This is a genomic window from Citrobacter sp. KTE30, from assembly GCF_000398825.1.
Classification (GTDB): Bacteria; Pseudomonadota; Gammaproteobacteria; order Enterobacterales; family Enterobacteriaceae; genus Citrobacter; species Citrobacter freundii.
The window spans coordinates 1,446,329-1,471,687 of the sequence record NZ_KB976055.1; the positions used below are offsets into that span (position 1 = coordinate 1,446,329).

The 25,359-nt window shown below is 52.4% G+C and carries 18 protein-coding genes; 9 read left to right on the top strand and 9 right to left on the bottom strand.

Features of this window, described 5'->3' with window-relative positions:
• Positions 1-84 precede the first annotated feature (84 nt).
• The 7 genes from cmoM to WC1_RS16080 all read left to right on the top strand — a co-directional run bounded on the left by cmoM (position 85) and on the right by WC1_RS16080 (position 10,747).
• Entirely contained in the window at positions 85-888 is an 804-nt protein-coding gene (cmoM, locus tag WC1_RS16110; protein ID WP_003035803.1) for a tRNA uridine 5-oxyacetic acid(34) methyltransferase CmoM, read from the top strand.
• The gene (mukF, locus tag WC1_RS16105) at positions 881-2,203 is read left to right on the top strand and encodes a chromosome partition protein MukF (RefSeq protein ID WP_003836877.1); all 1,323 of its coding nucleotides are present in this window, start codon (positions 881-883) and stop codon (positions 2,201-2,203) included. Before cmoM ends, mukF begins: the two co-directional genes overlap by 8 nt.
• Positions 2,184-2,888: a chromosome partition protein MukE gene (mukE, locus tag WC1_RS16100; protein ID WP_003035809.1), complete on the top strand. Its 705-nt coding sequence runs from the start codon at positions 2,184-2,186 to the stop codon at positions 2,886-2,888. The genes mukF and mukE overlap by 20 nt, the downstream gene beginning before the upstream one ends.
• Positions 2,888-7,348, top strand: a complete 4,461-nt coding sequence (mukB, locus tag WC1_RS16095) for a chromosome partition protein MukB (protein WP_003846984.1) — start codon at positions 2,888-2,890, stop codon at positions 7,346-7,348. The genes mukE and mukB overlap by 1 nt, the downstream gene beginning before the upstream one ends.
• A gap of 245 nt (positions 7,349-7,593) precedes the next feature.
• Positions 7,594-9,345, top strand: a complete 1,752-nt coding sequence (gene ldtD, locus WC1_RS16090) for a L,D-transpeptidase (RefSeq protein WP_016149869.1) — start codon at positions 7,594-7,596, stop codon at positions 9,343-9,345.
• Between the two features lie 177 nt (positions 9,346-9,522).
• On the top strand, positions 9,523-10,071 hold the full coding sequence (locus tag WC1_RS16085) for a peptidoglycan L,D-endopeptidase MepK (protein WP_003035820.1): 549 nt from the start codon (positions 9,523-9,525) through the stop codon (positions 10,069-10,071).
• A 28-nt stretch (positions 10,072-10,099) separates the two neighbouring features.
• Entirely contained in the window at positions 10,100-10,747 is a 648-nt protein-coding gene (locus tag WC1_RS16080; protein WP_003035823.1) for an MBL fold metallo-hydrolase, read from the top strand.
• Between the two features lie 53 nt (positions 10,748-10,800).
• On the opposite strand, the gene aspC is transcribed toward WC1_RS16080, so the two are convergent.
• From aspC to pncB, 4 genes are all read right to left on the bottom strand, one after another.
• The gene (aspC, locus tag WC1_RS16075) at positions 10,801-11,991 is read right to left on the bottom strand and encodes an aspartate transaminase (protein ID WP_016149870.1); all 1,191 of its coding nucleotides are present in this window, start codon (positions 11,989-11,991) and stop codon (positions 10,801-10,803) included.
• A 183-nt stretch (positions 11,992-12,174) separates the two neighbouring features.
• Entirely contained in the window at positions 12,175-13,251 is a 1,077-nt protein-coding gene (gene ompF, locus WC1_RS16070) for a porin OmpF (RefSeq protein WP_016149871.1), read from the bottom strand.
• A 600-nt stretch (positions 13,252-13,851) separates the two neighbouring features.
• Positions 13,852-15,252: an asparagine--tRNA ligase gene (gene asnS, locus WC1_RS16065; protein ID WP_003035832.1), complete on the bottom strand. Its 1,401-nt coding sequence runs from the start codon at positions 15,250-15,252 to the stop codon at positions 13,852-13,854.
• A gap of 167 nt (positions 15,253-15,419) precedes the next feature.
• Complete coding sequence (pncB, locus tag WC1_RS16060; protein ID WP_003836860.1) at positions 15,420-16,622, bottom strand: nicotinate phosphoribosyltransferase; 1,203 nt, start codon at positions 16,620-16,622, stop codon at positions 15,420-15,422.
• A 266-nt stretch (positions 16,623-16,888) separates the two neighbouring features.
• On the opposite strand from pncB, the gene pepN reads away from it, so the two are divergent.
• On the top strand, positions 16,889-19,501 hold the full coding sequence (gene pepN, locus WC1_RS16055; protein WP_016149872.1) for an aminopeptidase N: 2,613 nt from the start codon (positions 16,889-16,891) through the stop codon (positions 19,499-19,501).
• A 71-nt stretch (positions 19,502-19,572) separates the two neighbouring features.
• Here the strand turns inward: pepN and ssuB are convergent, their stop codons facing one another.
• From ssuB to ssuE, 5 genes are read right to left on the bottom strand one after another with little or no spacing between them, the layout of a single operon-like run.
• On the bottom strand, positions 19,573-20,340 hold the full coding sequence (ssuB, locus tag WC1_RS16050) for an aliphatic sulfonates ABC transporter ATP-binding protein (RefSeq protein WP_016149873.1): 768 nt from the start codon (positions 20,338-20,340) through the stop codon (positions 19,573-19,575).
• Positions 20,337-21,128 carry an aliphatic sulfonate ABC transporter permease SsuC gene (gene ssuC, locus WC1_RS16045; RefSeq protein ID WP_003035843.1) on the bottom strand — a complete coding sequence of 264 codons (792 nt, stop codon included), beginning with the start codon at positions 21,126-21,128 and terminating at the stop codon, positions 20,337-20,339. Before ssuC ends, ssuB begins: the two co-directional genes overlap by 4 nt.
• A gap of 10 nt (positions 21,129-21,138) precedes the next feature.
• Positions 21,139-22,284 carry an FMNH2-dependent alkanesulfonate monooxygenase gene (ssuD, locus tag WC1_RS16040; RefSeq protein ID WP_016149874.1) on the bottom strand — a complete coding sequence of 382 codons (1,146 nt, stop codon included), beginning with the start codon at positions 22,282-22,284 and terminating at the stop codon, positions 21,139-21,141.
• Positions 22,281-23,255: a sulfonate ABC transporter substrate-binding protein gene (locus WC1_RS16035; protein WP_016149875.1), complete on the bottom strand. Its 975-nt coding sequence runs from the start codon at positions 23,253-23,255 to the stop codon at positions 22,281-22,283. Before WC1_RS16035 ends, ssuD begins: the two co-directional genes overlap by 4 nt.
• On the bottom strand, positions 23,248-23,823 hold the full coding sequence (ssuE, locus tag WC1_RS16030; RefSeq protein ID WP_016149876.1) for an NADPH-dependent FMN reductase: 576 nt from the start codon (positions 23,821-23,823) through the stop codon (positions 23,248-23,250). Before ssuE ends, WC1_RS16035 begins: the two co-directional genes overlap by 8 nt.
• Before the next feature lie 367 nt (positions 23,824-24,190).
• Here ssuE and pyrD point away from each other — a divergent pair, with 367 nt between their 5' ends.
• Entirely contained in the window at positions 24,191-25,201 is a 1,011-nt protein-coding gene (pyrD, locus tag WC1_RS16025) for a quinone-dependent dihydroorotate dehydrogenase (protein ID WP_003831973.1), read from the top strand.
• Positions 25,202-25,359: the final 158 nt, after the last annotated feature.

Genomic DNA, 25,359 nt, shown 5'->3' on the forward strand with positions numbered 1-25,359 from the left:
CACCAGGAAGGTTCATTCTCGGCGTGGGTGTGACAAAATAGCGGTTTTACTTAGTCACCCTAAAGCCAGCGTGTGGAGAGCCCGATGCGGGATCGCAATTTTGATGACATTGCAGAGAAGTTTTCCCGTAACATTTACGGCACCACTAAAGGTCAGCTTCGCCAGACGATCCTCTGGCAGGATCTGGACAAACTTCTTGCCGACTACGCGGGCCAGACATTGCGTGTGCTTGATGCGGGTGGCGGAGAAGGGCAGACAGCCATTCTGATGGCGCAGCGGGGCCATCACGTTACCTTGTGCGATCTTTCTGCTGAGATGGTGGCGCGAGCGCAACGGGCGGCAGAAGAGCAAGGTGTGAGCGACAACATGCATTTTATACATTGTGCCGCTCAGGACATCCCACAGCATTTGGATTCTCAGGTTGATCTGATATTGTTTCATGCTGTGCTGGAATGGGTGGCCGATCCACAAGCCGTCTTAAAAACATTGTGGTCGATGTTACGCCCGGGCGGTGCTTTATCGCTGATGTTCTACAATGCAAATGGCCTGTTGATGCGTAATGTGTTGGTCGGTAATTTCGGCTATGTACAGCAGGGAATGTATAAAAAGAAACGGCGCACGTTGTCTCCCGATTTCCCGCGCGACCCTCAGCAGGTCTATGGCTGGCTGGAGGAGATTGGCTGGGAGATAACCGGTAAAACGGGCGTGAGGGTGTTTCATGATTATCTGCGTGATAAACAAAAACAGCATGACTGTTTTGATGCTTTAACAGAAATAGAAACGCGCTATTGCCGCCAGGAACCGTATATCAGCCTTGGGCGCTATATTCATGTCACCGCGATTAAACGTCCGGCCCGAGCCGCAGATGCAAGGATAACCTATGAGTGAATTTTCCCAGACAGTCCCCGAACTGGTTGCCTGGGCCAGAAAAAATGACTTCTCCATCTCTCTGCCGGTAGACAGACTTTCGTTCCTGCTGGCGGTCGCCACATTGAACGGTGAGCGACTTGACGGTGAGATGAGTGAAGGTGAACTGGTGGATGCGTTCCGCCATGTGAGTGATGCGTTTGAGCAAACCAGCGAAACCATCGGCGTCCGCGCCAACAACGCGATCAACGATATGGTGCGTCAACGTCTGCTGAACCGCTTTACCAGCGAGCAGGCTGAAGGCAACGCCATTTACCGTTTAACGCCGCTCGGGATTGGCATCACAGATTACTATATTCGTCAGCGCGAGTTCTCTACGCTGCGTCTTTCCATGCAACTGTCGATTGTTGCAGGCGAACTGAAGCGCGCGGCGGATGCGGCAGCGGAAGGTGGCGATGAGTTCCACTGGCACCGCAACGTCTATGCGCCATTGAAATACTCGGTGGCGGAGATTTTCGACAGTATCGATCTGACCCAGCGCATCATGGATGAACAGCAGCAGCAGGTAAAAGACGACATCGCACAGTTGCTAAACAAAGACTGGCGGGCGGCGATTTCCAGCTGTGAACTGTTGCTTTCTGAAACGTCTGGTACGCTGCGTGAACTGCAGGATACGCTGGAAGCGGCGGGGGATAAGCTGCAGGCTAACCTGTTACGCATCCAGGACGCCACAATGACGCATGATGATTTGCATTTTGTTGATCGGCTGGTGTTTGATTTACAAAGCAAGCTCGACCGCATTATTAGCTGGGGTCAGCAGTCCATTGACTTGTGGATCGGCTACGATCGTCATGTGCATAAATTTATCCGTACCGCGATCGATATGGATAAAAACCGCGTCTTCGCCCAGCGTCTGCGTCAGTCCGTGCAGACCTACTTTGACGACCCATGGGCGCTGACCTATGCCAACGCCGATCGTCTGCTGGATATGCGTGACGAGGAGATGGTGCTGCGTGACGAAGAGGTCACCGGTGAACTTCCGGAAGATCTGGAATATGAAGAATTTAACGAGATCCGTGAACAACTGGCGGCGATCATCGAAGAACAGCTGGCTATCTACAAATCCAGACAAACACCACTGGATCTCGGTTTGGTAGTGCGCGAGTATCTGGCGCAATACCCACGTGCGCGTCATTTCGACGTCGCGCGTATTGTTATCGATCAGGCGGTACGCCTTGGCGTAGCGCAAGCAGACTTCACCGGACTGCCAGCCAAATGGCAGCCGATTAATGATTACGGAGCCAAGGTACAGGCGCATGTCATTGACAAATATTGAACAAGTGATGCCGGTAAAGCTGGCGCAGGCGCTGGCGAATCCGTTATTTCCGGCGCTGGATAGCGCCTTACGTTCGGGCCGCCATATCGGTCTGGATGAACTGGATAATCATGCCTTCCTGATGGATTTTCAGGAATATTTTGAAGAGTTTTACAGCCGCTACAACGTGGAATTGATCCGTGCGCCGGAAGGGTTCTTTTACCTTCGTCCGCGTTCAACGACGCTCATTCCGCGTTCGGTCCTGTCTGAACTGGACATGATGGTGGGTAAAATTCTGTGCTATCTCTATCTCAGCCCGGAACGCCTGGCGAACGAAGGGATTTTTACCCAGCAAGAGCTGTATGACGAGCTGTTAACGCTGGCGGATGAAGCCAAACTGCTGAAGCTGGTAAACAACCGTTCAACCGGTTCTGACGTTGACCGCCAGAAGCTACAGGAAAAAGTGCGTTCTTCGCTCAACCGCTTGCGCCGCTTAGGCATGGTGTGGTTTCTGGGCCACGACAGCAGCAAATTCCGTATTACAGAATCTGTCTTCCGCTTTGGCGCGGATGTGCGTAGCGGTGACGATCCGCGTGAAGCACAGCGTCGCTTAATTCGTGATGGTGAAGCGATGGCGGTCGAGAACCGTCTGCAGCTCAACGATGAGCCCGAAGAGAATCAGCCGGACAGTGGAGAAGAAGAATAATGATTGAACGCGGTAAATTTCGCTCACTTACGCTGATTAACTGGAATGGTTTTTTTGCCCGTACGTTTGATCTCGATGAGCTGGTCACCACGCTGTCCGGTGGTAACGGTGCGGGTAAATCCACCACCATGGCGGCATTTGTTACGGCGCTCATTCCGGACTTAACTCTGCTGCATTTCCGTAACACCACCGAAGCTGGTGCAACCAGCGGTTCACGTGATAAAGGTCTGCACGGTAAGCTGAAAGCAGGGGTCTGTTACTCAATGCTCGACGTCCTCAACTCGCGTCATCAGCGCGTGGTCGTGGGTGTGCGTCTGCAACAGGTTGCGGGTCGTGATCGCAAAGTGGATATCAAACCGTTTGCCATTCAGGGGCTGCCGATGTCGGTACAGCCAACCCAACTGGTGACGGAAACGCTGAACGAACGCCAGGCGCGCGTACTGTCTCTACCTGAGCTGAAAGAGAAGCTTGATGAGATGGAAGGTGTGCAGTTTAAGCAGTTCAACTCAATAACCGATTATCATTCGCTGATGTTCGATCTGGGCATCATTGCCCGTCGTCTGCGCTCCGCGTCTGATCGTAGTAAATTCTACCGTCTGATTGAAGCCTCGCTGTACGGCGGGATCTCCAGCGCCATTACCCGTTCACTGCGTGACTACCTGCTGCCGGAAAACGGCGGCGTACGTAAAGCGTTCCAGGATATGGAAGCCGCGCTGCGTGAAAACCGCATGACGCTGGAAGCGATTCGCGTAACCCAGTCTGACCGCGACCTGTTTAAGCATTTGATCAGCGAAGCGACCAACTATGTGGCTGCGGATTATATGCGCCACGCCAACGAACGTCGTATCCATCTGGATAAAGCACTGGAATATCGTCGTGAACTGTATACCTCACGTAAGCAGCTGGCGGCAGAGCAGTACAAGCACGTGGATATGGCGCGTGAACTGGGCGAGCATAACGGCGCCGAAGGCGATCTGGAAGCCGATTATCAGGCCGCGAGCGATCACCTGAATCTGGTGCAAACCGCGCTGCGTCAGCAGGAAAAAATTGAACGCTACGAAGCGGATCTCGAAGAACTGCAGATCCGTCTTGAAGAACAAAATGAGGTGGTTGCGGAAGCCGTTGACCGCCAGGATGAAAACGAAGCCCGCGCGGAAGCCGCCGAACTGGAAGTGGATGAGCTGAAAAGCCAGCTTGCCGATTACCAGCAGGCGCTGGACGTCCAGCAGACGCGAGCCATCCAGTATACCCAGGCGATTCAGGCCCTAAATCGGGCGAAAGAGCTCTGCCACCTACCGGATCTGACAGCCGACAGCGCCGCAGAATGGCTGGAGACTTTCCAGGCCAAAGAGCAGGAAGCCACTGAAAAGCTGCTAACGCTTGAACAAAAAATGAGCGTGGCGCAAACCGCGCATAGCCAGTTCGAACAGGCTTATCAGCTGGTGGCGGCTATCAACGGCCCGCTGGCACGTAGTGAAGCCTGGAGCGTGGCGCGTGAACTGCTGCGCGAAGGCGTTGAACAGCGCCACCTGGCGGAACAGGTTCAGCCATTGCGTATGCGACTGAGCGAACTGGAGCAGCGTCTGCGCGAACAGCAGGATGCCGAGCGTCTGCTGGCCGAATTCTGCAAGCGTCAGGGTAAACAGTTTGATATCGATGAGCTGGAAGCGCTGCACCAGGAACTGGAAGCGCGCATCGCCGCCTTGTCGGACAGCGTCTCGTCTGCCAGCGAACAGCGTATGACGCTGCGTCAGGAACAGGAACAGCTACAATCCCGTATTCAGCATTTGATGAAGCGGGCACCTGTCTGGCTGGCTGCGCAAAATAGCCTGAATCAGCTTAGCGAGCAGTGTGGCGAAGAGTTTACCTCCAGCCAGGATGTGACCGAGTATCTGCAACAATTGCTGGAGCGCGAGCGTGAGGCCATTGTTGAGCGTGATGAAGTCGGTGCACGTAAAAATGCGGTTGATGAAGAGATTGAACGTTTAAGTCAGCCGGGCGGTGCGGAAGATCAGCGTCTGAACGCGCTGGCTGAACGCTTTGGCGGCGTGCTGCTGTCAGAAATTTATGATGACGTTAGCCTTGAAGATGCCCCGTACTTCTCTGCGCTGTACGGTCCTTCGCGCCATGCCATCGTGGTACCAGATCTATCACTAATTACCGAACAGCTTGAAGGGCTGACGGATTGCCCGGAAGATCTCTATTTCATCGAAGGGGATCCGCAGTCGTTTGATGATAGCGTCTTCAGCGTTGATGAACTGGAAAATGCGGTGGTGGTGAAAACCGCCGAGCGTCAATGGCGTTATTCCCGCTTCCCGAAGGTGCCTATTTTTGGTCGTGCCGCGCGCGAAAGCCGTATCGAAACCCTGCATGCCGAGCGTGAAGGGCTGTCTGAACGTTTCGCCACGCTCTCCTTTGATGTACAGAAAACCCAGCGTCTGCATCAGGCGTTCAGCCGCTTTATCGGCAGCCATCTGTCGGTGGCGTTTGAAGCCGATCCAGAAGCGGAAATTCGCCAACTGAATAGCCGTCGCGTTGAACTGGAACGTGCGCTGACCAATCATGAAAATGATAATCAGCAAAGCCGTATGCAGTTTGAACAGGCGAAAGAGGGCGTCTCCGCGCTGAACCGACTGCTGCCGCGCTTGAATCTGCTGGCAGATGACACGCTGGCCGATCGCGTGGACGAAATTCGCGAGCGTCTGGATGAAGCTCAGGAAGCCGCGCGTTTTGTACAGCAACATGGCAATCAGTTGGCGAAACTGGAACCTATTGTTTCAGTTCTGCAAAATGACCCTGAGCAGTTTGAACAGCTGAAGGAAGACTATACATATTCCCAGCAGATGCAGCGCGACGCACGTCAGCAGGCTTTTGCGCTGACTGAAGTCGTACAGCGTCGGGCGCACTTTAGTTATTCCGACTCAGCCGAAATGCTGAGCGGTAATAGCGATCTGAACGAAAAATTGCGTGAACGCCTGGAACAGGCGGAAGCCGAACGTACCCGCGCTCGTGAAGCGCTGCGCAGTCATGCTGCACAGTTAAGCCAGTACAACCAGGTCATGGCATCGCTAAAAAGCTCTTATGACACCAAAAAAGAGCTGCTTAATGATTTACAACGTGAACTGCAGGATATTGGCGTTCGTGCGGACAGCGGTGCCGAAGAGCGCGCGCGTATCCGTCGTGACGAACTGCATGCGCAGCTCAGCAACAACCGTGCACGCCGCAACCAACTTGAGAAAGCACTGACCTTCTGCGAAGCGGAGATGGAAAACCTGACCCGCAGACTGCGCAAGCTGGAACGTGATTATCATGAAATGCGTGAGCAGGTAGTCACCGCCAAAGCCGGCTGGTGTGCAGTCATGCGGATGGTGAAAGATAACGGTGTGGAACGTCGTCTGCACCGTCGCGAGTTGGCCTATCTTTCTGGTGACGAACTGCGTTCGATGTCGGATAAGGCGCTCGGTGCGCTACGTCTGGCGGTTGCGGATAACGAACACCTGCGCGATGTGTTGCGTATGTCTGAAGATCCAAAACGCCCAGAGCGCAAAATCCAGTTCTTCGTCGCGGTTTACCAGCATCTGCGTGAACGTATTCGCCAGGATATTATCCGTACCGACGATCCGGTTGAAGCCATCGAACAGATGGAGATTGAGCTGAGCCGTCTGACGGAAGAGCTAACCTCTCGTGAACAGAAACTGGCGATCAGCTCTCGCAGCGTGGCGAACATTATTCGTAAGACCATTCAGCGTGAACAGAACCGTATTCGCATGCTGAACCAGGGGCTGCAAAGTGTGTCGTTTGGCCAGGTTAACAGCGTTCGCCTGAATGTCAATGTGCGTGAAACGCATGCTACCTTGCTGGACGTACTTTCAGAGCAGCATGAACAGCATCAGGATCTGTTTAACAGCAATCGCCTGACCTTCTCAGAAGCGCTGGCGAAGCTGTATCAGCGTCTGAATCCGCAGATCGACATGGGGCAACGCACGCCGCAAACCATTGGTGAAGAGCTGCTGGACTATCGTAACTATCTGGAAATGGAAGTTGAGGTTAACCGTGGCTCTGACGGCTGGCTGCGTGCTGAATCTGGCGCGCTGTCAACGGGTGAAGCGATCGGGACCGGGATGTCTATTCTGGTGATGGTGGTGCAAAGCTGGGAAGATGAAGGTCGCAGATTGCGCGGGAAAGACATCTCTCCTTGCCGCCTGCTGTTCCTTGATGAAGCAGCACGACTCGATGCGCGATCTATTGCGACTCTGTTTGAGCTGTGTGAGCGTTTGCAGATGCAGCTGATTATCGCTGCGCCGGAAAACATCAGCCCAGAGAAAGGCACGACCTACAAACTGGTGCGTAAAGTCTTCCAGAACACCGAGCACGTTCATGTGGTGGGGCTGCGCGGATTTGCGCCTCAGTTACCGGAACCACTGCCGGGGACTGAAGATGCCTCCTCGCAGGCAAGCTAAATAGAAAGGCGGTCATTTGACCGCCTTTCTTCTTTTCCGAAAAGTCTCAATTGCAGGTGCAATTTCTTTTAACTTCTTTACATTATACCAGGTAAAACATTGGCGAAGTTTATATACTGAAGATAAGCCTGACGGGTATGCAGGCTTACTCGTCATACTTCAGTTGTATTGGCGTCTACAGGCGTTGCACACCCGATTTATGGTGCCTGGCTATAGAGTATGATAAAGAAAACAGGGGGCAAGGGATGTTGCTTAATAAAATGTGTGGTCGTCGGCTGTCGGCAATCAGTTTGTGCCTGGCCGTAACATTCGCTCCACTGTTCAATGCGCAGGCCGATGAGCCTGAAATGATCCCTGGCGATAGCTCTGCGAGCGTCAGTGAACAGCCAACAGCATTATCGCAGCCGCAGGTACAATCTTCCGCGACGGCTATTATGGCGGGGATTCAACCGTTACCGCAGGGCGTGTCAGTTGATCAAGCCCGCGCCGAATTACAATCTCAACTTCCAGCGGGCTTCACGCCAGTGTATATGAGCCAACTGGAATTGCTGTATGCCGCACGTGAAATGAAGCCGATGTGGGAAAATCGTGATGCGGTAAAGGCCTTTCAACAACAGTTGGCCGAGGTCGCGATTGCTGGCTTTCAGCCGCAGTTTACTACCTGGGTTGCACTTCTGACTGATCCGGCAGTAACCGGTCAGGCGAGAGACATTGTGCTCTCGGATGCGATGATGGGGTATCTGCACTTTATCGCTAATATCCCTGTCAAAGGTAATCGCTGGCTTTATAGCGATAAGCCCTATGCGCTGACGACGCCGCCGATTTCTGTCATCAACCAGTGGCAGGTCGCGCTGGATAACGGACAACTGACATCGTTCGTCGCCAGCCTGGCACCTCAGCATCCGCAGTACGCCGCAATGCATGAATCACTACTCAAGCTGGTGAGCGATACGCGGCCCTGGCCTCAGCTAACCGGTACCGCGACGCTGCGTCCGGGAGAGTGGAGTAATGACATTCCCGCGCTGCGTGAAATTTTGCGCCGTACGGGAATGCTGGAGTCCACCGTCAGTACATCTGCTAAAGAAGGACGTAGCGCTTACGATCGTGAACTTGTCGATGCGGTAAAGCGTTTTCAGACGTGGCAAGGGCTTGGGGCTGATGGCGCGATTGGCCCTGCCACGCGTGACTGGCTGAACGTAACGCCTGCTCAGCGTGCGGGCGTGCTGGCGTTAAATATTCAGCGCTTGCGACTGCTACCGAGTGGGCTGTCTACCGGTATCATGGTGAACATTCCTGCCTATTCGCTGGTTTATTATCAGAATGGCAATCAGGTGCTGGCCTCGCGCGTTATTGTCGGGCGTCCAGATCGCAAAACGCCGATGATGAGTAGTGCGCTGAATAACGTGGTCGTTAACCCACCGTGGAACGTTCCACCGACGCTGGCCCGAAAAGATATTCTGCCTAAGTTATGGAATGATCCGGGATATCTTGAACGTCACGGCTATACCGTAATGCGCGGCTGGAACAGTAAAGAGACGATAGATCCGTGGCAGGTTGACTGGGCCACCATCACTGCGTCCAATCTGCCGTTCCGCTTTCAGCAGGCTCCGGGCGCACGTAACTCGCTCGGACGCTATAAATTCAATATGCCGAGTTCGGACGCTATTTATCTGCACGATACGCCGAACCACAATCTGTTCCAGAAAGATACGCGGGCGTTAAGTTCCGGCTGTGTGCGTGTGAATAAGGCATCTGAGCTGGCGAATATGCTGCTACAGGACGCGGGTTGGAATGATACCCGCATCTCGGATGCCCTGAAGCAAGGGGATACGCGGTACGTGAATATTCGCCAGAATATTCCGGTCAACCTCTACTATCTGACCGCATTTGTTGGCCCGGATGGTCGCACGCAGTATCGTACAGATATTTACAATTACGATCTGACAGCGCGATCCAGCGCACAAATTGTGTCAAAAGCCGAGCAATTAATCAGATAAATGAAGCAGTTCGAGGAAAATGATTGTCGTAAGTTATGCTGGAAACGGGGCAAAATGGCTGTGAGCCCCGTATTTCCTGGGGTTGGGAGCCTTGACGTGGACTACTTAGCCAGATAAGGTTTCCCGCGTGCGCTAGAGCATACATACGATAACATTGACCTTGTAGACCTTAATACCATGGACAAATTTGACGCTAATCGCCGCAAACTGCTGGCGCTTGGTGGTATTGCCCTCGGCGCTGCCATCCTGCCTACGCCTGCGTTTGCAACACTCTCTACCCCACGTCCGCGTATATTGACTCTGAATAACCTGCATACCGGTGAGTCAATAAAAGCAGAGTTTTTTGATGGCAGGGGCTATATTCAGGACGAATTAGCAAAACTTAACCACTTTTTCCGTGATTTTCGGGCCAATAAAGTGAAATCCATTGACCCCGGACTGTTTGATCAACTCTTCCGTCTGCAGGGCCTGCTGGGTACGCGTAAACCCGTACAGCTGATCTCCGGTTATCGTTCCGTCGATACCAATAATGAACTACGTGCGCGCAGTCGCGGTGTGGCCAAGAAAAGCTACCACACCAAAGGGCAGGCCATGGATTTCCATATTGAAGGCATCGCATTAAGTAATATTCGCAAAGCTGCGTTATCTATGCGCGCAGGTGGTGTAGGATACTACCCCAGCAGTAACTTTGTGCATATTGACACCGGCCCTGCACGGCACTGGTGATCCATAAGCTTAATGAAACAGGAGCTGTATGAACTATCGTATTATTCCGGTCACTGCATTCGCCCAGAACTGCTCGCTAATCTGGTGTGAGCAGACTCGTCTGGCCGCGTTGGTCGATCCCGGCGGCGATGCCGAGAAAATCAAACAGGAAGTGGATGCCAGCGGTCTGACGCTAATGCAGATCCTGCTTACTCACGGTCATCTTGATCATGTTGGGGCGGCAGCTGAACTGGCACAGCATTATGGTGTACCGGTTATTGGTCCGGAAAAAGAAGATGAGTTCTGGCTACAGGGTCTCCCTGCGCAGAGCCGCATGTTTGGCCTGGGCGATTGTGAGCCGCTGACGCCCGATCGCTGGTTGAACGAAGGTGATCGGGTCAGCGTTGGCAACGTGACGTTGCAGGTGTTGCATTGTCCGGGTCATACACCGGGACATGTGGTCTTCTTTGATGAGCAATCAAAGTTACTGATTTCGGGTGACGTGATTTTCAAAGGTGGCGTAGGGCGCAGCGATTTTCCGCGCGGAGATCACAGCCAACTGATCGATTCGATTAAACGTAAACTGTTGCCGCTGGGCGATGACGTGACGTTTATTCCGGGTCACGGCCCACTTTCTACGCTGGGTAACGAACGGCTTCATAACCCGTTCCTGCAGGACGAAATGCCTGTCTGGTAATACCGCAGATAAATAAAAAGGCCGCTATTGCGGCCTTTTTTGTACGCGATAGATTACAGTACTGCGACAATCGCTTCGCACAGCGGTGCCATGTTATCTGGCGTCATTCCAGCTACGTTTACACGTCCGGAAGCGACAGCGTAGACACCAAACTCTTCACGCAGACGCAGAACCTGCTCTTTTGTCAGGCCGCTGAATGAGAACATGCCGTTCTGTTTGATGATAAAGCTGAAGTCGCGGTTCGCACCTTTCTCCTGCAGCGTATTCACGAACAGTAAACGCATGCGCTGAATGCGTTGGCGCATATCGGTCAGTTCCTGTTCCCAGATGGCACGCAGCGCGTCATTGCTCAGAATCGTGGCAACTACGGATGCGCCGTGTGCTGGCGGGTTGGAATAGTTAGCGCGAATGGCTGATTTCATCTGACTAAACGCACGGTCGACGGTTTCAGCATCAGCAGCAACCAGCGTACAGGCACCTACGCGCTCATTGTACAGACCAAAGTTCTTGGAGTAGGAACTGGCAACGATCAGCTCTTTGTGCAGCGCGGCGAATGCGCGCAGACCTTCTGCATCTTCTTCCAGACCGCGGGCAAAGCCCTGGTATGCGAAGTCAAACAGCGGCAACCACCCTTTCTCGACAGAAAGCTGAGCCAGCGTTTGCCACTGCTCAAGCGTAGGATCGATACCGGTTGGGTTATGACAGCAGCCGTGGAACAGTACCACATCGCCAGACTGAGCTTCGCTGAGGCTTGCCAGCAGCGCATCAAAGTCTAATGAGTGGTTCGCCGCATCGTAATAGTTGTATTCACGAACTTCCAGACCGGCAGAGTTAAAGACGCTCTTATGGTTCGGCCAGCTTGGGTTGCTCACCCATACGCGTTTAGCCGACGTATTTCTTGCGAGAAAATCAGCTGCCACGCGAAGTGCGCCAGTGCCACCAGGGGTCTGTGCTGTACGTGCGCGTTTATCGTTGATAAGCGAACTCGTTTTACCAAACAGTAATTCCTGAGTACAACGACCAAACTCTGGAATACCGTCAATGCCAAGATAGTTTTTGGTGGTTTCATTTTCCAGTATATATTGCTCGGCTTTTTTAACGCTGGTCAGCACCGGCGTTTTGCCTGTCTCATCTTTATATACACCGATCCCGAGGTTTATTTTTCCAGGGCGGTCATCGGCACGAAACAAATCAGCCAGACCCAAAATGGGGTCGGCAGGAGCGGCGGTAATGTTCTCAAACATGACGAGGTTCCATAGTGATTACAGAAGGGAAGTCCGCTATCAGGTTAACGGTAGATTTACAAAATGCCAACCGTTACTGACGAAAAGCTGAGGTGTTTTTTTAAGACGCAAGAATCCGCTGGCAGATATAAAAAAACAGGACCGAAGTCCTGTTTTTAAGGCATTTAACAAAGAGGTCTGCTATTAGAACTGGTAAACGATACCAACTGCAACGATGTCGTCAGAGTTCACGCCCAGTTTGTTGTCAGAATCGATTTGGTTAATCTTGTAGTCAACATAGGTGGACATGTTTTTGTTGAAGTAGTAGGTCGCACCTACTTCGAAGTAATCGACCAGATCCACATCACCGATACCTTCTACGTCTTTCGCTTTAGACTTGTTGTAGGAGAGGGACGGACGCAGGCCGAAATCGAACTGGTACTGAGCAACGACGAATACGTCTTCAGTTTTGTTCGCAAAACCGCTGTTACCAGCACCTGAGATGCGGGTCGCGTTACGGGTTTCACCGTAGTTCGCTGCCAGGTAGATGTTGTTAGCATCGTATTTCACGCCGGTCGCCCACTGCTCAGCTTTTTTACCGCCATTGCCGTAGAAAGAGTTTTCCTGCGCGTTGGTGCGGTCAGCTGCGCCGTAAGCACCCACGATACCGAAACCATCCATTTCGTAGCTTACAGAACCGCCAACGCCGTCGCCGTTAGAGCGACCGGTATTGCCATCACGTTCGTTTTTACCCAGATACTGGATACCGAAGTTCAGACCGTCAACCAGACCGAAGAAGTTGGAGTTACGGTAGGTTGCAACACCACCAACACGACCAACGAAGAAGTTGTCGCTGTATGCGGTATCACCACCAAATTCTGGCAGCATATCGGTGTAACCCAGAGCATCGTAAACGATACCGTAGTTACGACCGTAGTCGAAAGAACCCAGATCGGCATATTTCAGACCAGCAAATGCCAGACGGGTTTTGTTGCCGTTCTGAGCGTCACTGCCGCCTTCAGAGTTGTTACCGGCAAAGTTGTATTCCCACTGACCGTAACCGGACAGCTCGGAGTTAATCTGAGTTTCCCCTTTGAAACCAAGACGAGCATAAGTCTGATCGCCATCGTCAGCAGCGCTGTCAGAAAAATAATGCAGACCAACGGTTTTACCGTAGATATCCAGCTTGTTACCATCTTTGTTGTAAACTTCTGCAGCGTTAGCTGCCCCGGCTACCAGCAGAGCAGGGATAACCACTGCCAGAATATTGCGCTTCATCATTATTTATTACCCTCATCGGTTTTTATATGACACCTGCCACTGCCGCCAATAAATTCCGTCAATGAAAATTTACGGAACTATTGATGAGAGTTTGGTGTCTTTATGTGTCTGACAGGCATCTTTCCATTCAAACTACCGTTTCGCTACCGTCAAAGTGCTACAAATATAAAGATTTGGTTTCAAAAAGAAAAAATGTGTAACAAAATGTTATTTTTGTGCAACTTTGTGAACAGCGTCAAACTTCGGATACCCCTGAGCTGAAAATTCTCGTTTTTATTTCTATTTATATGATTTTCTTATATTTAATTTTGCTAAGGTTATTTTTTCTCCGTAATACCGGAAAGTTTGGATTTTACAGGTAACGATTTTTGGACGTCTGGAGTGCCGTGCGAAAGGCTAAAAAATGTACTATTTAATCAGAAAATGCTAATCCACAATAAAATTACTGGTTATTTTTTGTGCAAATGTATTGCGATGAAATATTACGTAACAGGTGGATGGGATTGAAAGGTTGTGTTTAACGTGAGATGGGTATCCAGATAACATGAAAAGGGTATAAAAAAGGCCAGCAATGCTGGCCTTTGAAACAATAACGCACGTTTAGAAGGTGGCGTTACGCGGAGTACGCGGGAACGGAATAACATCACGGACGTTTTGCACGCCGGTGACGTAAGCGATCAGACGCTCGAAGCCCAATCCGAAGCCGGAATGCGGAACGGTACCGTAGCGACGCAGGTCGCGATACCACCAGTAATCCTCTTTGTTCAGACCCATTTCCAGCATACGGGCATCCAGCACGTCCAGACGCTCTTCACGCTGAGAACCACCGATGATTTCGCCGATTCCAGGAGCCAGAACGTCCATTGCAGCAACGGTTTTACCGTCTTCGTTAAGGCGCATATAAAACGCTTTGATATCTTTCGGGTAGTTTTTCACCACCACCGGCGCTTTAAAGTGCTCTTCAGCAAGATAACGTTCATGCTCGGAAGACAGATCCACACCCCAGTAAACCGGGTTTTCAAACTGTTTGCCGCATTTTTCCAGAATGCTTACCGCGTCGGTGTAATCCACCTGCGCGAAGTCAGCGTCAATGAAACGTTCCAGGCGTGAAATCGCGTCCTTGTCGACACGTTCAGCGAAGAATTTCATATCATCCGCACGCTCTGCCAGTACGGCTTTGAACGCGTATTTCAGCATCGCTTCAGCCAGGCCTGCAACATCGTTCAGGTCAGCGAACGCCACTTCTGGTTCCAGCATCCAGAACTCTGCCAGGTGACGACTGGTGTTAGAGTTTTCTGCACGGAAAGTCGGACCAAAGGTATAAATTTTGGACAGGGCGCAGGCGTAGGTTTCACCGTTCAACTGACCGGAAACGGTCAGGAAGGCTTCCTTACCAAAGAAGTCTTTGTCGAAATCGACTTTACCCTGATCGTTACGCGGCAGGTTTTCCAGATCCAGCGTAGAAACACGGAACATTTCACCGGCACCTTCCGTATCGGAAGCGGTGATCAGCGGAGTCGATACCCAAAAGAAACCCTGCTCGTGGAAGAAGCGATGCAGCGCTTGCGCCAGCGTATGACGTACGCGCGCTACCGCACCAATCATATTGGTGCGCGGACGCATATGCGCCACTTCACGCAGATACTCGATGCTGTGACGCTTAGCCGCCATTGGGTAGGTATCAGGATCTTCAACCCAGCCCGCGACTTCAACTTCAGTGGCCTGAATTTCAAAGCTCTGTCCTTGTCCAGGTGATGCAACGACTTTACCCGTTACGATAACTGAACAACCCGTCGTCAGGCGCAGTACGTCCTGATTGTAATTGGGCAGAGAATTATTGATGACGGCCTGTACAGGATCAAAGCAGGAACCGTCATAAACGGCGAGGAAGGAGATGCCAGCTTTTGAATCTCGGCGGGTACGCACCCATCCGCGCACGGTGACTTCGCTGTCAACGGCTACGCGGCCCTGGAGTACGTCGGCTACAGGCACAACGCTCATAATATTCTCTCTGTTAATAGTCGGATATATAAACACATGTCCACCCATAATGGGGGGGATACCTATGTTACCTGGCATCTGCAATCAGACAAGCAGAATTCGTAGCTGGAGTGAAAGATTTCGGAAATAAACGCGAATAAGGGAGCCAAAATGGCTCCCTGGAAGGATTAACTGGCTTTTTTAATATGCGGGAGATCGAAGGCTTTGCGCAGTGCACGAACAAATGCTTTATCGTGGCAGATGGTTTTACCCGGGCTGTCAGATAACTTCGCCACTGGTTTGCCGTTACATTCCACCAGCTTAATTACGATATTAAGCGGCTTAACCTGTGGAATGTCGCATGTTAGCCGTGTCCCAATACCAAAACTCAACTGTACGCGGGAAGAGAAGTGGCGGTAGAGTTCAATCGCTTTTTTCAGATCGAGGTTATCTGAAAAGACCAGCGTTTTGCTCAGCGGATCAATACCCAGTTTTTCATAATGGGCGATGGCTTTTTCACCCCATTCCACCGGATCGCCTGAGTCATGGCGTAATCCCTGGTAGCGGGTCGCAAACTCAACGCCAAAGTCGCGTAAAAATGCGTCCATGGTGATGCAATCGGTCAATGCAATGCCGAGTTGATCAGGATACTCATTTAACCAGGCGGCCAGGGCTACACGTTGGCTGGTGGCAAGTTCAGGACTGATTTGCTGATGAGCCTGGAACCACTCATGCGCCTGCGTACCCATTGGGGTTAATGACAGACGGCGGGCCAGATCGTAGTTACTGGTGCCGACAAACCAGGGCTCTTGCTGCAGGCGTTTAACGATAGCCTGCTGTACTTCGCGCGAAAAACGACGACGCGTACCGAAATCCATCAAATGGAAGCGGGACATATCGACATCTTTCGTTAAAGCAGAGAATTCTACTAGTTTGCTTTCCAGCTCATCGAGTGCCTGCGGGACGCCTGATTCAGGTGAGCGGTAACGGTGTACCAGTTCGCTAATCACCGCTAACAGCGGGACTTCCCACATGATCACTTCACGCCACGGACCGGTTAAGCGGATGTTTAGCTTACCGTTATCATTGGTGACGCAAACCTGTTCCGGGTTATAGCGGAAATCACGTAACCAGGTGAGGTAATCAGCTTTAAAGAAAGGCAGGCCGGAGAGCCACTGGTACTCATCCTCCTGCAGTCGCAGGTGCTGCATAGCATTCACCTGCTCACGAATAGAATCGGCATAAATACCGAGCAGGTCATCGCCACGGCAACGAAATTCAGCCGCTACTTGTACGTCATAGTAGTGGTGAAAAACGGCTTGCTGCATATGCAACTTATAAGCGTCTGTATCCAGCAGCGAGTGCAGAACAGGAGAAGCGAATTGTGTCATAGGTGCGCAGTAGCATCCTCTCACGGGAGCGTTTAGTACAATAAACAACTAAGAAAACCGCTGGAGTATACCCTGTTTAGCGATTTATTGAACCCCGATCACACCATAAGCTCTCTTTCTGGTCGAGGGCAATTCGTGCCACGTGTTATAAAAATGTAGCAAAAAGGGTGTTTGTGCCTGAAAAGATGAACATTCTGCGTAGCGCGAATTACGCAACAGGAATAGACTGAAGCCGAGACTCTATTAAAGATGCTAAAGGTTTTTTTATGACACAACAGCCACAAGCCAAATACCGTCACGACTATCGTGCGCCGGATTACCAGATTACTGATATTGATTTGACCTTTGACCTGGATGCTGAAAAAACCGTGGTCACCGCAGTGAGCCAGGTTGTCCGTCATGGCGCGTCCGACGCGCCCCTGCGCCTGAATGGCGAAGATCTGACCCTGGTGTCGATCCACGTAAACGACGAGCTGTGGACAGAGTATAGAGAAGAAGAGGGCGCTCTGGTCATCAATCAACTGCCGGAACGTTTTACGCTGCGTATCGTGAATGAAATTAGCCCAGCGGCGAATACCGCGCTGGAAGGGCTGTACAAGTCAGGCGATGCGCTGTGTACCCAGTGCGAAGCAGAAGGTTTCCGCCATATTACCTGGTATCTTGATCGCCCGGACGTGCTGGCGCGTTTTACTACCAAAATAATCGCCGATAAAACGCAATATCCGTTCCTGCTCTCCAACGGTAACCGCGTGGCGCAGGGTGAACTGGAAAATGGTCGCCACTGGGTTCAGTGGCAGGATCCATTCCCGAAACCGTGCTATTTATTTGCGCTGGTGGCCGGTGATTTTGACGTCCTGCGCGATACTTTTACTACCCGCTCAGGGCGTGAAGTGGCACTGGAACTGTACGTCGATCGCGGTAACCTGGACCGCGCGCCATGGGCGATGACCTCGCTGAAAAACTCCATGAAATGGGATGAAGAGCGCTTTGGCCTCGAGTATGACCTCGACATCTATATGATTGTCGCTGTGGATTTCTTCAACATGGGCGCGATGGAGAATAAAGGTCTGAACATCTTTAACTCCAAATACGTGCTGGCGCGTACCGATACCGCCACCGACAAAGATTACCTCGATATTGAGCGCGTCATCGGTCACGAATATTTCCATAACTGGACCGGCAACCGCGTGACCTGTCGCGACTGGTTCCAGTTGAGCCTGAAAGAGGGTTTAACTGTGTTCCGCGATCAGGAGTTCAGTTCCGATCTCGGCTCACGTGCGGTAAACCGCATCAGCAATGTGCGTACCATGCGCGGTCTGCAGTTTGCTGAGGACGCCAGCCCGATGGCGCATCCTATCCGCCCGGATATGGTCATCGAAATGAACAACTTCTATACCCTGACCGTGTACGAGAAGGGTGCGGAAGTGATTCGTATGATCCACACCCTGCTGGGTGAGGCTAACTTCCAGAAAGGGATGCAGCTGTACTTTGAGCGTCACGACGGTAGCGCTGCAACCTGTGATGATTTTGTGCAGGCGATGGAAGATGCGTCTAACGTTGATCTCTCCCATTTCCGCCGCTGGTACAGTCAGTCCGGTACGCCGATTCTGACCGTGCGTGATGACTATAACCCATCAACTGAACAGTACACGCTGACCATTAGCCAGCGCACGCCGGCCACGCCGGATCAGGCTGAAAAACAACCGCTGCATATTCCATTCGCTCTCGAGTTGTATGACAACGAAGGGAAAGTGATCCCGCTACAAAAAGGCGGGCACCCGGTGAATTCCGTACTCAACGTCACCCAGGCAGAGCAGACGTTTGTCTTTGATAACGTCTACTTCCAGCCGGTTCCGGCGCTGCTGTGCGAATTCTCCGCGCCGGTAAAACTGGAATATAAATGGAGCGATCAGCAACTGACCTTCCTGATGCGTCACGCGCGTAATGATTTCTCTCGTTGGGACGCGGCGCAAAGCCTGCTGGCGACCTACATTAAGCTCAACGTTGCCCGCCATCAGCAGGGACAGCCGCTGTCGCTGCCGGTACACGTGGCCGATGCATTCCGCGCAGTTTTGCTGGATGAGAAAATCGATCCGGCGCTGGCGGCAGAGATCCTGACGCTGCCTTCAGTAAATGAAATTGCCGAACTGTTCGACATCATTGATCCGGTGGCGATAACCGAAGTACGCGAAGCGTTAACCCGCACGTTGGCGGCCGAGCTGGCGGATGAATTCCTCGCCATCTATAACGCTAATCATCTTGATGAGTACCGCGTTGAGCATGCCGATATTGGCAAGCGTACGCTGCGTAACGCCTGCCTGCGATTCCTGGCCTTTGGCGAAACCCATCTGGCTGACACGCTGGTAAGCAAGCAGTACCGTGAAGCGAACAATATGACCGATGCGCTGGCGGCGCTATCCGCGGCAGTCGCTGCGCAGCTTCCTTGTCGTGACGCGTTGATGCAGGAGTATGACAATAAGTGGCACCATGACGGTCTGGTGATGGATAAATGGTTTATCCTGCAATCCACCAGCCCGGCTAGAAACGTACTGGAAACGGTACGCGGCCTGTTGAAGCATCGCTCTTTTAGCATGAGTAACCCAAACCGCATCCGTTCTCTGATCGGTGCCTTCGCGGGCAGCAACCCGGCAGCATTCCATGCGGAAGATGGTAGCGGTTATCAGTTCCTGGTTGACATGCTGACTGAGCTCAACAGCCGTAACCCGCAGGTGGCGTCACGCCTGATTGAGCCGCTGATTCGCTTAAAACGTTATGATGCCAAACGTCAGGCGAAGATGCGTGCGGCGCTGGAACAGCTGAAAGGTCTGGAGAATCTCTCCGGCGATCTGTTCGAGAAGATTGACAAAGCGTTAGCCTGATAATATTGCCGGATGGGTCCGGCCTACCATTCACGCGTAGGCCGGATAAGCGGTAGCGCCATCCGGCATTTTTAACCTTGCTTGCGTAGCTGAACTTCATTGTCGCCACGCTGCATCACCCGGTTCAACACCTCGGCTTCCAGTTCTGTCAAACGCACGGAACCAATCCGGCGAGGTCGTGCAATATCCACCGTTAAATCCAGCCCGATTTTTCCGTCCTCAATCAGCAAAACGCGATCGGCCATTGCTACCGCTTCGCTGACGTCATGGGTGACCAACAGTACGGTAAAGCCGTGCTCTTGCCATAAAGAGACGATCAGCTCCTGCATTTCAAGGCGGGTTAAGGCATCCAGTGCGCCGAGGGGTTCATCCAACAGCAGCAGACCAGGGCGATGAATTAATGCCCGGGCCAGGGCTACGCGCTGTTTTTGTCCGCCAGAAAGCGCTGCGGGCCACTCCTGAGCACGATTCTCCAGTCCAACGGCGGCCAGCGCATCTCGGGCCGCATTGTGCCAGTGACCTTTCAGACCCAGACCGACGTTATCGATAACCGTCTTCCATGGTAGCAGACGCGCATCCTGAAACATCATTCGCGTATCATCCTGAATCTCTGTCAGCGGGGTGGTTCCGGCAAGTAATGCGCCTGAGGTGGGCGACTCCAACCCTGCCAGCAGACGCAGCAACGTGCTTTTACCACCACCGCTGCGGCCAACCACGGCAACGAACTGCCCGGCCTGTATATGCAAATCTAACTGATTGAGCACCGTATTGGTGGCGTATTGTTTTGTCACGGCGCTCAGCAACAGCGGCGTACCCTGGTTCAAGCGAGCGGTATTCATACGGTAGCCTCCTTTATATGGTAAGCCGGGTGCCAGCGCAGCCAGACTCGCTCCAGCAATTGGGCGCTGACGTCGGCAAGTTTGCCGAGTAAGGCGTAGAGAATAATGGCCACCACGACCACATCGGTTTGCAGAAATTCGCGGGCGTTCATCGCCAGGTAGCCAATACCGGCATTGGCTGAAATGGTTTCTGCGACGATAAGCGTCAGCCACATCAGCCCGAGAGCGAAACGCACGCCGACCATAATTGAGGGCAGGGCGCCAGGGAGGATGACATGAACAAACAGTGAAAAGCCGGACAACCCATAGCTACGCGCCATTTCTACCAGCCCACGATCGATATTACGGATCCCATGCCAGGTGTTGATGTAAATCGGGAACAGCGTGCCTAACGCAACGAGAAAGATCTTGGCGGATTCATCAATGCCGAACCACAAAATCACCAGCGGGATCAGCGCCAGATGCGGTACGTTACGCAGCATCTGCACCGAGGTATCCAGCAGGCGTTCTCCCCAACGCGAAAGACCGCTGATCAGTCCCAGCGTCAGGCCAATCGATCCTCCGATGGAGAATCCGATCAGCGCGCGCCAGGAACTGATGGCCAGATGCTGCCAAAGCTCGCCGCTGGCGGAAAGCGTCCAGAAGGCTTCGATAACACCCTCCGGAGAGGGCAGTATGCGGTTGGACAGCCAGCCCATTGATGATGCGAGCTGCCAGAGCGCCACCAGACCTACCGGTAAAAACCAGGGCGCGAGGCGCAATAACCATCTGTTTTTCGTCGTTGCCATTAGCCGCTCCTTAGCTTTGTGCGACTTTGCGCGGGATGAATTCGTTTGCAACTGCTTCTCCTTGCTGTTGCAGGCGCTGCGGTTGCGGAATTTCGGGTATCGCGACATCCAGATGCGGGAACAGCAGCTCACCAACCCTGTACGCTTCTTCCAGATGCGGATAGCCGGACAGCACAAAGCTGTCGATTCCCAGCGCGGCATACTCGTTAATACGTGCTGCGACCGTAGGACCGTCTCCAACCAGTGCGGTCCCTGCGCCACCGCGTACCAGTCCTACCCCTGCCCACAGGTTCGGGCTAATTTCCAGTTTGTCGCGTTTACCGTTGTGCAGTGCAGCCATTCGATGCTGACCAACCGAATCCGTTTTTGAGAAGGCGGCCTGGGCTTTGGCGATGGTGTCGTCATCCAGATGGGCTATCAGACGATCCGCTGCCTGCCATGCCTCGTGCGTTGTCTCTCGTACGATCACATGCAGACGAATACCGAAGCGGATCTTGCGCCCGAGCGCCGCTGCTTTGGCCCGCACCTGTTCAATCTTCGCTTTCACCTGTTCGGGCGGCTCGCCCCAGGTCAGGTAGAGATCAACCTGTTCTGCAGCAAGATCTTGTGCGACATCAGACGAGCCGCCGAAATAAAGCGGTGGTCGGGGTTGTTGTACGGGAGGGAAAAACAGCTTCGCGCCGCGAACGTGAATATGTTTGCCGGTGAAATCCACCGTTTCACCTTGCAGCAAGCGCCGCCAGACCTGAGTAAATTCCGCAGAGGCTTCATAGCGCTCGGTGTGATCGAGGAACACGCCGTCGCCTGCCAGTTCCTGTGGATCGCTGCCGGTCACCAGGTTAAATAACGCCCGGCCATTTGAGAGTCTGTCGAGCGTTGCAGCCTGACGTGCGGCAACCGTTGGCGAGGTAACGCTTGGACGCAGCGCGACCAGAAACTTTAATCGCTGGGTGACCGGGATCATCGAGGCGGCGACCAGCCAGGCATCTTCGCAAGAGCGACCAGTTGGGATCAGAACGCCGGTAAACCCAAGACGATCGGCCGTTTGCGCGATTTGTTGCAGATAACCGTGATCGACAGGGCGCGAACCTTCTTCCGTTCCAAGATAATGACCGTCACCATGGGTGGGTAAAAACCAAAACATGTTCAGACTCATAATTTTTCTCCTGCCTGCTGAGTGGGTTGCCAGATACGCTGGCGAATATCGATTTTTTTCGGCACCAGACGGTTGTCATAAAACAGATCGGCGGTTTGTTGTTGCAGGGCTGCAACAGAGGCGTTGACTGGCACAATGGTGGTTGGCGGACGGTGATCCAGATAAGACGCAATCACCGGTTCTGGCAGTCCCATGGTTTTGGCCAGCAGGGTAATACTTTGCTGGTGCTGGCTGAGGGTTAACGCATCGGCCTGGCTAAAGGTATCCAGTACGCCAAGAACAAATGCGCCATTTTTCTCGGCATAGGGACGGGCGGCGAGATAAAACGAACCGGTTTGCTTGAGGTCTGAGCCGTCTTTTAGCACGCGTACATCACCTTGCAGTAACGCGGCGGAATAATAGGGGTCCCAGATAGCCCATGCGTCAACGTTTCCTTGCTGAAAGGCTGCTCGCGCGTCGGCGGGAGTCAGATAGGTCGGTTGAATATCGGTAAATTTCAGTCCGGCCTGCTGCAGCGCCCGGAGCAGTAAATTGTGGGCGCTGGACCCTTTCTGGAAAGCGACTTTATGTCCTTTAAGCTGCGCGACGCTCTGGATCGGGCTATTTTTCGGCACCAGAATCACTTCGGCTTTCGGCTTGGGCGGCTCGACGCCCACGTAAACCAGATCGGCCCCGGCGGCCTGGGCAAAAATTGGCGGAATATCACCGGTGCTGCCGAGATCGATACTGCCGATGTTGAGCGCTTCCAGCATTTGCGGCCCAGCCGGGAATTCAATCCACGAGATTTTGGTCTGCGGGTAGCGTTTCTCCAGTAGCTGATGGCTTTTGGCCAGCACCATACTGACGCTTCCTTTCTGGTAACCAATACGCAAGGCATCGGGGGCCGATTCTGCGGCATGCCCCAGAGTTGACAGCGACAACAACCCACTCAGTGCCAGCCATGACGTGTGACGCTTGAGAAGATCAAGCATGGGCGGCACCTCGCAGGGTGTTCAGTTGAGGAAGTTGGACGTCGCGACGATGCAACGCCAGCCAGAAGGTATCAAGCGCACTGTCCAGACGCTGCTGAAGGTTAGGCGTAAACTGAGGTTTATGTTGATAATCAATTACCTGCGAATCATCGGCAAACACACCGTGCAGGATCTCCTGGGCCTTTAATGCGCTCAGTACCGGTTTCAGCGCGTAATCGACGGCAAGCAAATGCGCCACGCTGCCGCCGGTAGCCAACGGCAAAACTACTTTCCCTTCCAGCGCTCGCTCGGGGAGCAGATCGAGCAGGGTTTTCAGGGCGCCAGAGTAAGCGGCTTTGTAGACCGGCGTGGCGACAATCAGCCCGTCTGCATCCTGCAATTGTTCGCTAAATGTCTTCAGCGCCGGACTGTCGAAACGGGCATAGATCAGGTCTTCTGGGGCAAAGTTGTGCAGATTCCAGTGAAAAACTTCCACATCCTGACCGTTTAGTTTTTCTCGGGCATATTCCAGTAACGCGCTGGAGCGAGAGGGAAAGCGTGGGCTTCCCGCCAGAGTAATGACGCGCATAATTTTAATCTCCCCTTATAACTAATTGTTTGCTTTTGCTTAACATTGATAACAATTTATGCAGTCTGGCAGAGAGATTTTGTTTATCGAAATGATTTATACGGGATAGAAAAGTCGAAAAATAAATATACCTGTCATACTTCAAGTTGCATGTGCGTTGGCTTTCCTCGCTCACCCCAGTCACGTACTGGTGTACGTTCCTGGGGATTTGCTGCGTCACCGCCTTCCTGCAACTCGAATTATTTAGGGTGTAAAAAGCAGGGGCGAGGAAAACGATTGCTATTTATTGCCGCAGGTCAATTCCCTTTTTACTCGCGATCGCACATAATACGCCCCCGGTTTGCACACCGGGAATCCAGGAGAGTTCATGTACTACCCCTTCGTTCGTAAAGCCCTTTTTCAGCTCGATCCAGAGCGCGCTCATGAATTGACATTCCAGCAATTACGTCGCATTACCGGCACACCGCTTGAAGCGCTTGTGCGCCAGAAAGTACCGGCAAAACCGGTTACCTGTATGGGGTTGACGTTTAAAAATCCGCTCGGGCTTGCTGCCGGACTGGATAAAGACGGGGAGTGCATTGATGCGCTCGGCGCGATGGGATTTGGTTCCATTGAGATTGGTACCGTGACGCCACGCCCTCAGCCGGGTAACGATAAACCGCGTCTGTTCCGTCTGGTCGATGCAGAAGGTTTGATCAACCGTATGGGGTTTAATAACCACGGGGTTGATAACCTGGTTGAGAACGTTAAAAAATCGCATTTTGACGGTATTCTGGGGATTAATATTGGTAAGAATAAAGATACCCCAGTAGAGAACGGCAAAGATGACTATCTGATTTGTATGGAAAAAGTCTATGCTTATGCGGGTTATATCGCTATTAATATCTCTTCACCGAATACGCCGGGATTACGTACGCTGCAATACGGCGAGGCGCTAGACGATCTCCTGACGGCAATTAAAAATAAGCAAAATGATCTGCAAGCGATCCACCATAAATATGTTCCAGTGGCGGTAAAGATCGCGCCGGATCTTTCTGTGGAAGAACTGATCCAGGTTGCTGACAGTTTAGTTCGTCATAATATTGATGGCGTAATTGCGACTAACACCACGCTCGATCGTTCTCTCGTTCAAGGAATGAAAAATTGCGATCAAATGGGTGGCCTGAGCGGTCGACCATTACAATTAAAAAGTACAGAAATTATTCGCCAGTTGTCTCAGGAATTAAAAGGCCAGCTGCCGATTATTGGTGTTGGTGGTATCGATTCGGTGATTGCTGCACGTGAGAAAATAGCTGCTGGTGCAACCCTCGTACAGATTTATTCGGGCTTTATTTTTAAAGGTCCGCCGTTGATAAAAGAAATCGTCAGCAATATCTGAATGCTACCTTAATCACAAACCAGGGCTTTATTTCTAGCCCTGGTTGTTTTATATTCCTTTACTGTTGCTTATTTAAACATTCTGAGCTTTTATTATTAGGGCAATAAACGAAGCGGCAAAAGGATACTGTCGTAACGGTGATGATTAAGGAAAGGAGA

What these genes read in the sequence shown, in the direction of transcription:
- cmoM (WP_003035803.1), top strand. Translation starts at nt 85, where the DNA reads ATGCGGGATCGCAATTTTGATGACATTGCAGAGAAGTTTTCCCGTAAC.
- mukF (WP_003836877.1), top strand. Translation starts at nt 881, where the DNA reads ATGAGTGAATTTTCCCAGACAGTCCCCGAACTGGTTGCCTGGGCCAGA.
- mukE (WP_003035809.1), top strand. Translation starts at nt 2,184, where the DNA reads ATGTCATTGACAAATATTGAACAAGTGATGCCGGTAAAGCTGGCGCAG.
- mukB (WP_003846984.1), top strand. Translation starts at nt 2,888, where the DNA reads ATGATTGAACGCGGTAAATTTCGCTCACTTACGCTGATTAACTGGAAT.
- ldtD (WP_016149869.1), top strand. Translation starts at nt 7,594, where the DNA reads ATGTTGCTTAATAAAATGTGTGGTCGTCGGCTGTCGGCAATCAGTTTG.
- WC1_RS16085 (WP_003035820.1), top strand. Translation starts at nt 9,523, where the DNA reads ATGGACAAATTTGACGCTAATCGCCGCAAACTGCTGGCGCTTGGTGGT.
- WC1_RS16080 (WP_003035823.1), top strand. Translation starts at nt 10,100, where the DNA reads ATGAACTATCGTATTATTCCGGTCACTGCATTCGCCCAGAACTGCTCG.
- aspC (WP_016149870.1), bottom strand. Translation starts at nt 11,991, where the DNA reads ATGTTTGAGAACATTACCGCCGCTCCTGCCGACCCCATTTTGGGTCTG.
- ompF (WP_016149871.1), bottom strand. Translation starts at nt 13,251, where the DNA reads ATGATGAAGCGCAATATTCTGGCAGTGGTTATCCCTGCTCTGCTGGTA.
- asnS (WP_003035832.1), bottom strand. Translation starts at nt 15,252, where the DNA reads ATGAGCGTTGTGCCTGTAGCCGACGTACTCCAGGGCCGCGTAGCCGTT.
- pncB (WP_003836860.1), bottom strand. Translation starts at nt 16,622, where the DNA reads ATGACACAATTCGCTTCTCCTGTTCTGCACTCGCTGCTGGATACAGAC.
- pepN (WP_016149872.1), top strand. Translation starts at nt 16,889, where the DNA reads ATGACACAACAGCCACAAGCCAAATACCGTCACGACTATCGTGCGCCG.
- ssuB (WP_016149873.1), bottom strand. Translation starts at nt 20,340, where the DNA reads ATGAATACCGCTCGCTTGAACCAGGGTACGCCGCTGTTGCTGAGCGCC.
- ssuC (WP_003035843.1), bottom strand. Translation starts at nt 21,128, where the DNA reads ATGGCAACGACGAAAAACAGATGGTTATTGCGCCTCGCGCCCTGGTTT.
- ssuD (WP_016149874.1), bottom strand. Translation starts at nt 22,284, where the DNA reads ATGAGTCTGAACATGTTTTGGTTTTTACCCACCCATGGTGACGGTCAT.
- WC1_RS16035 (WP_016149875.1), bottom strand. Translation starts at nt 23,255, where the DNA reads ATGCTTGATCTTCTCAAGCGTCACACGTCATGGCTGGCACTGAGTGGG.
- ssuE (WP_016149876.1), bottom strand. Translation starts at nt 23,823, where the DNA reads ATGCGCGTCATTACTCTGGCGGGAAGCCCACGCTTTCCCTCTCGCTCC.
- pyrD (WP_003831973.1), top strand. Translation starts at nt 24,191, where the DNA reads ATGTACTACCCCTTCGTTCGTAAAGCCCTTTTTCAGCTCGATCCAGAG.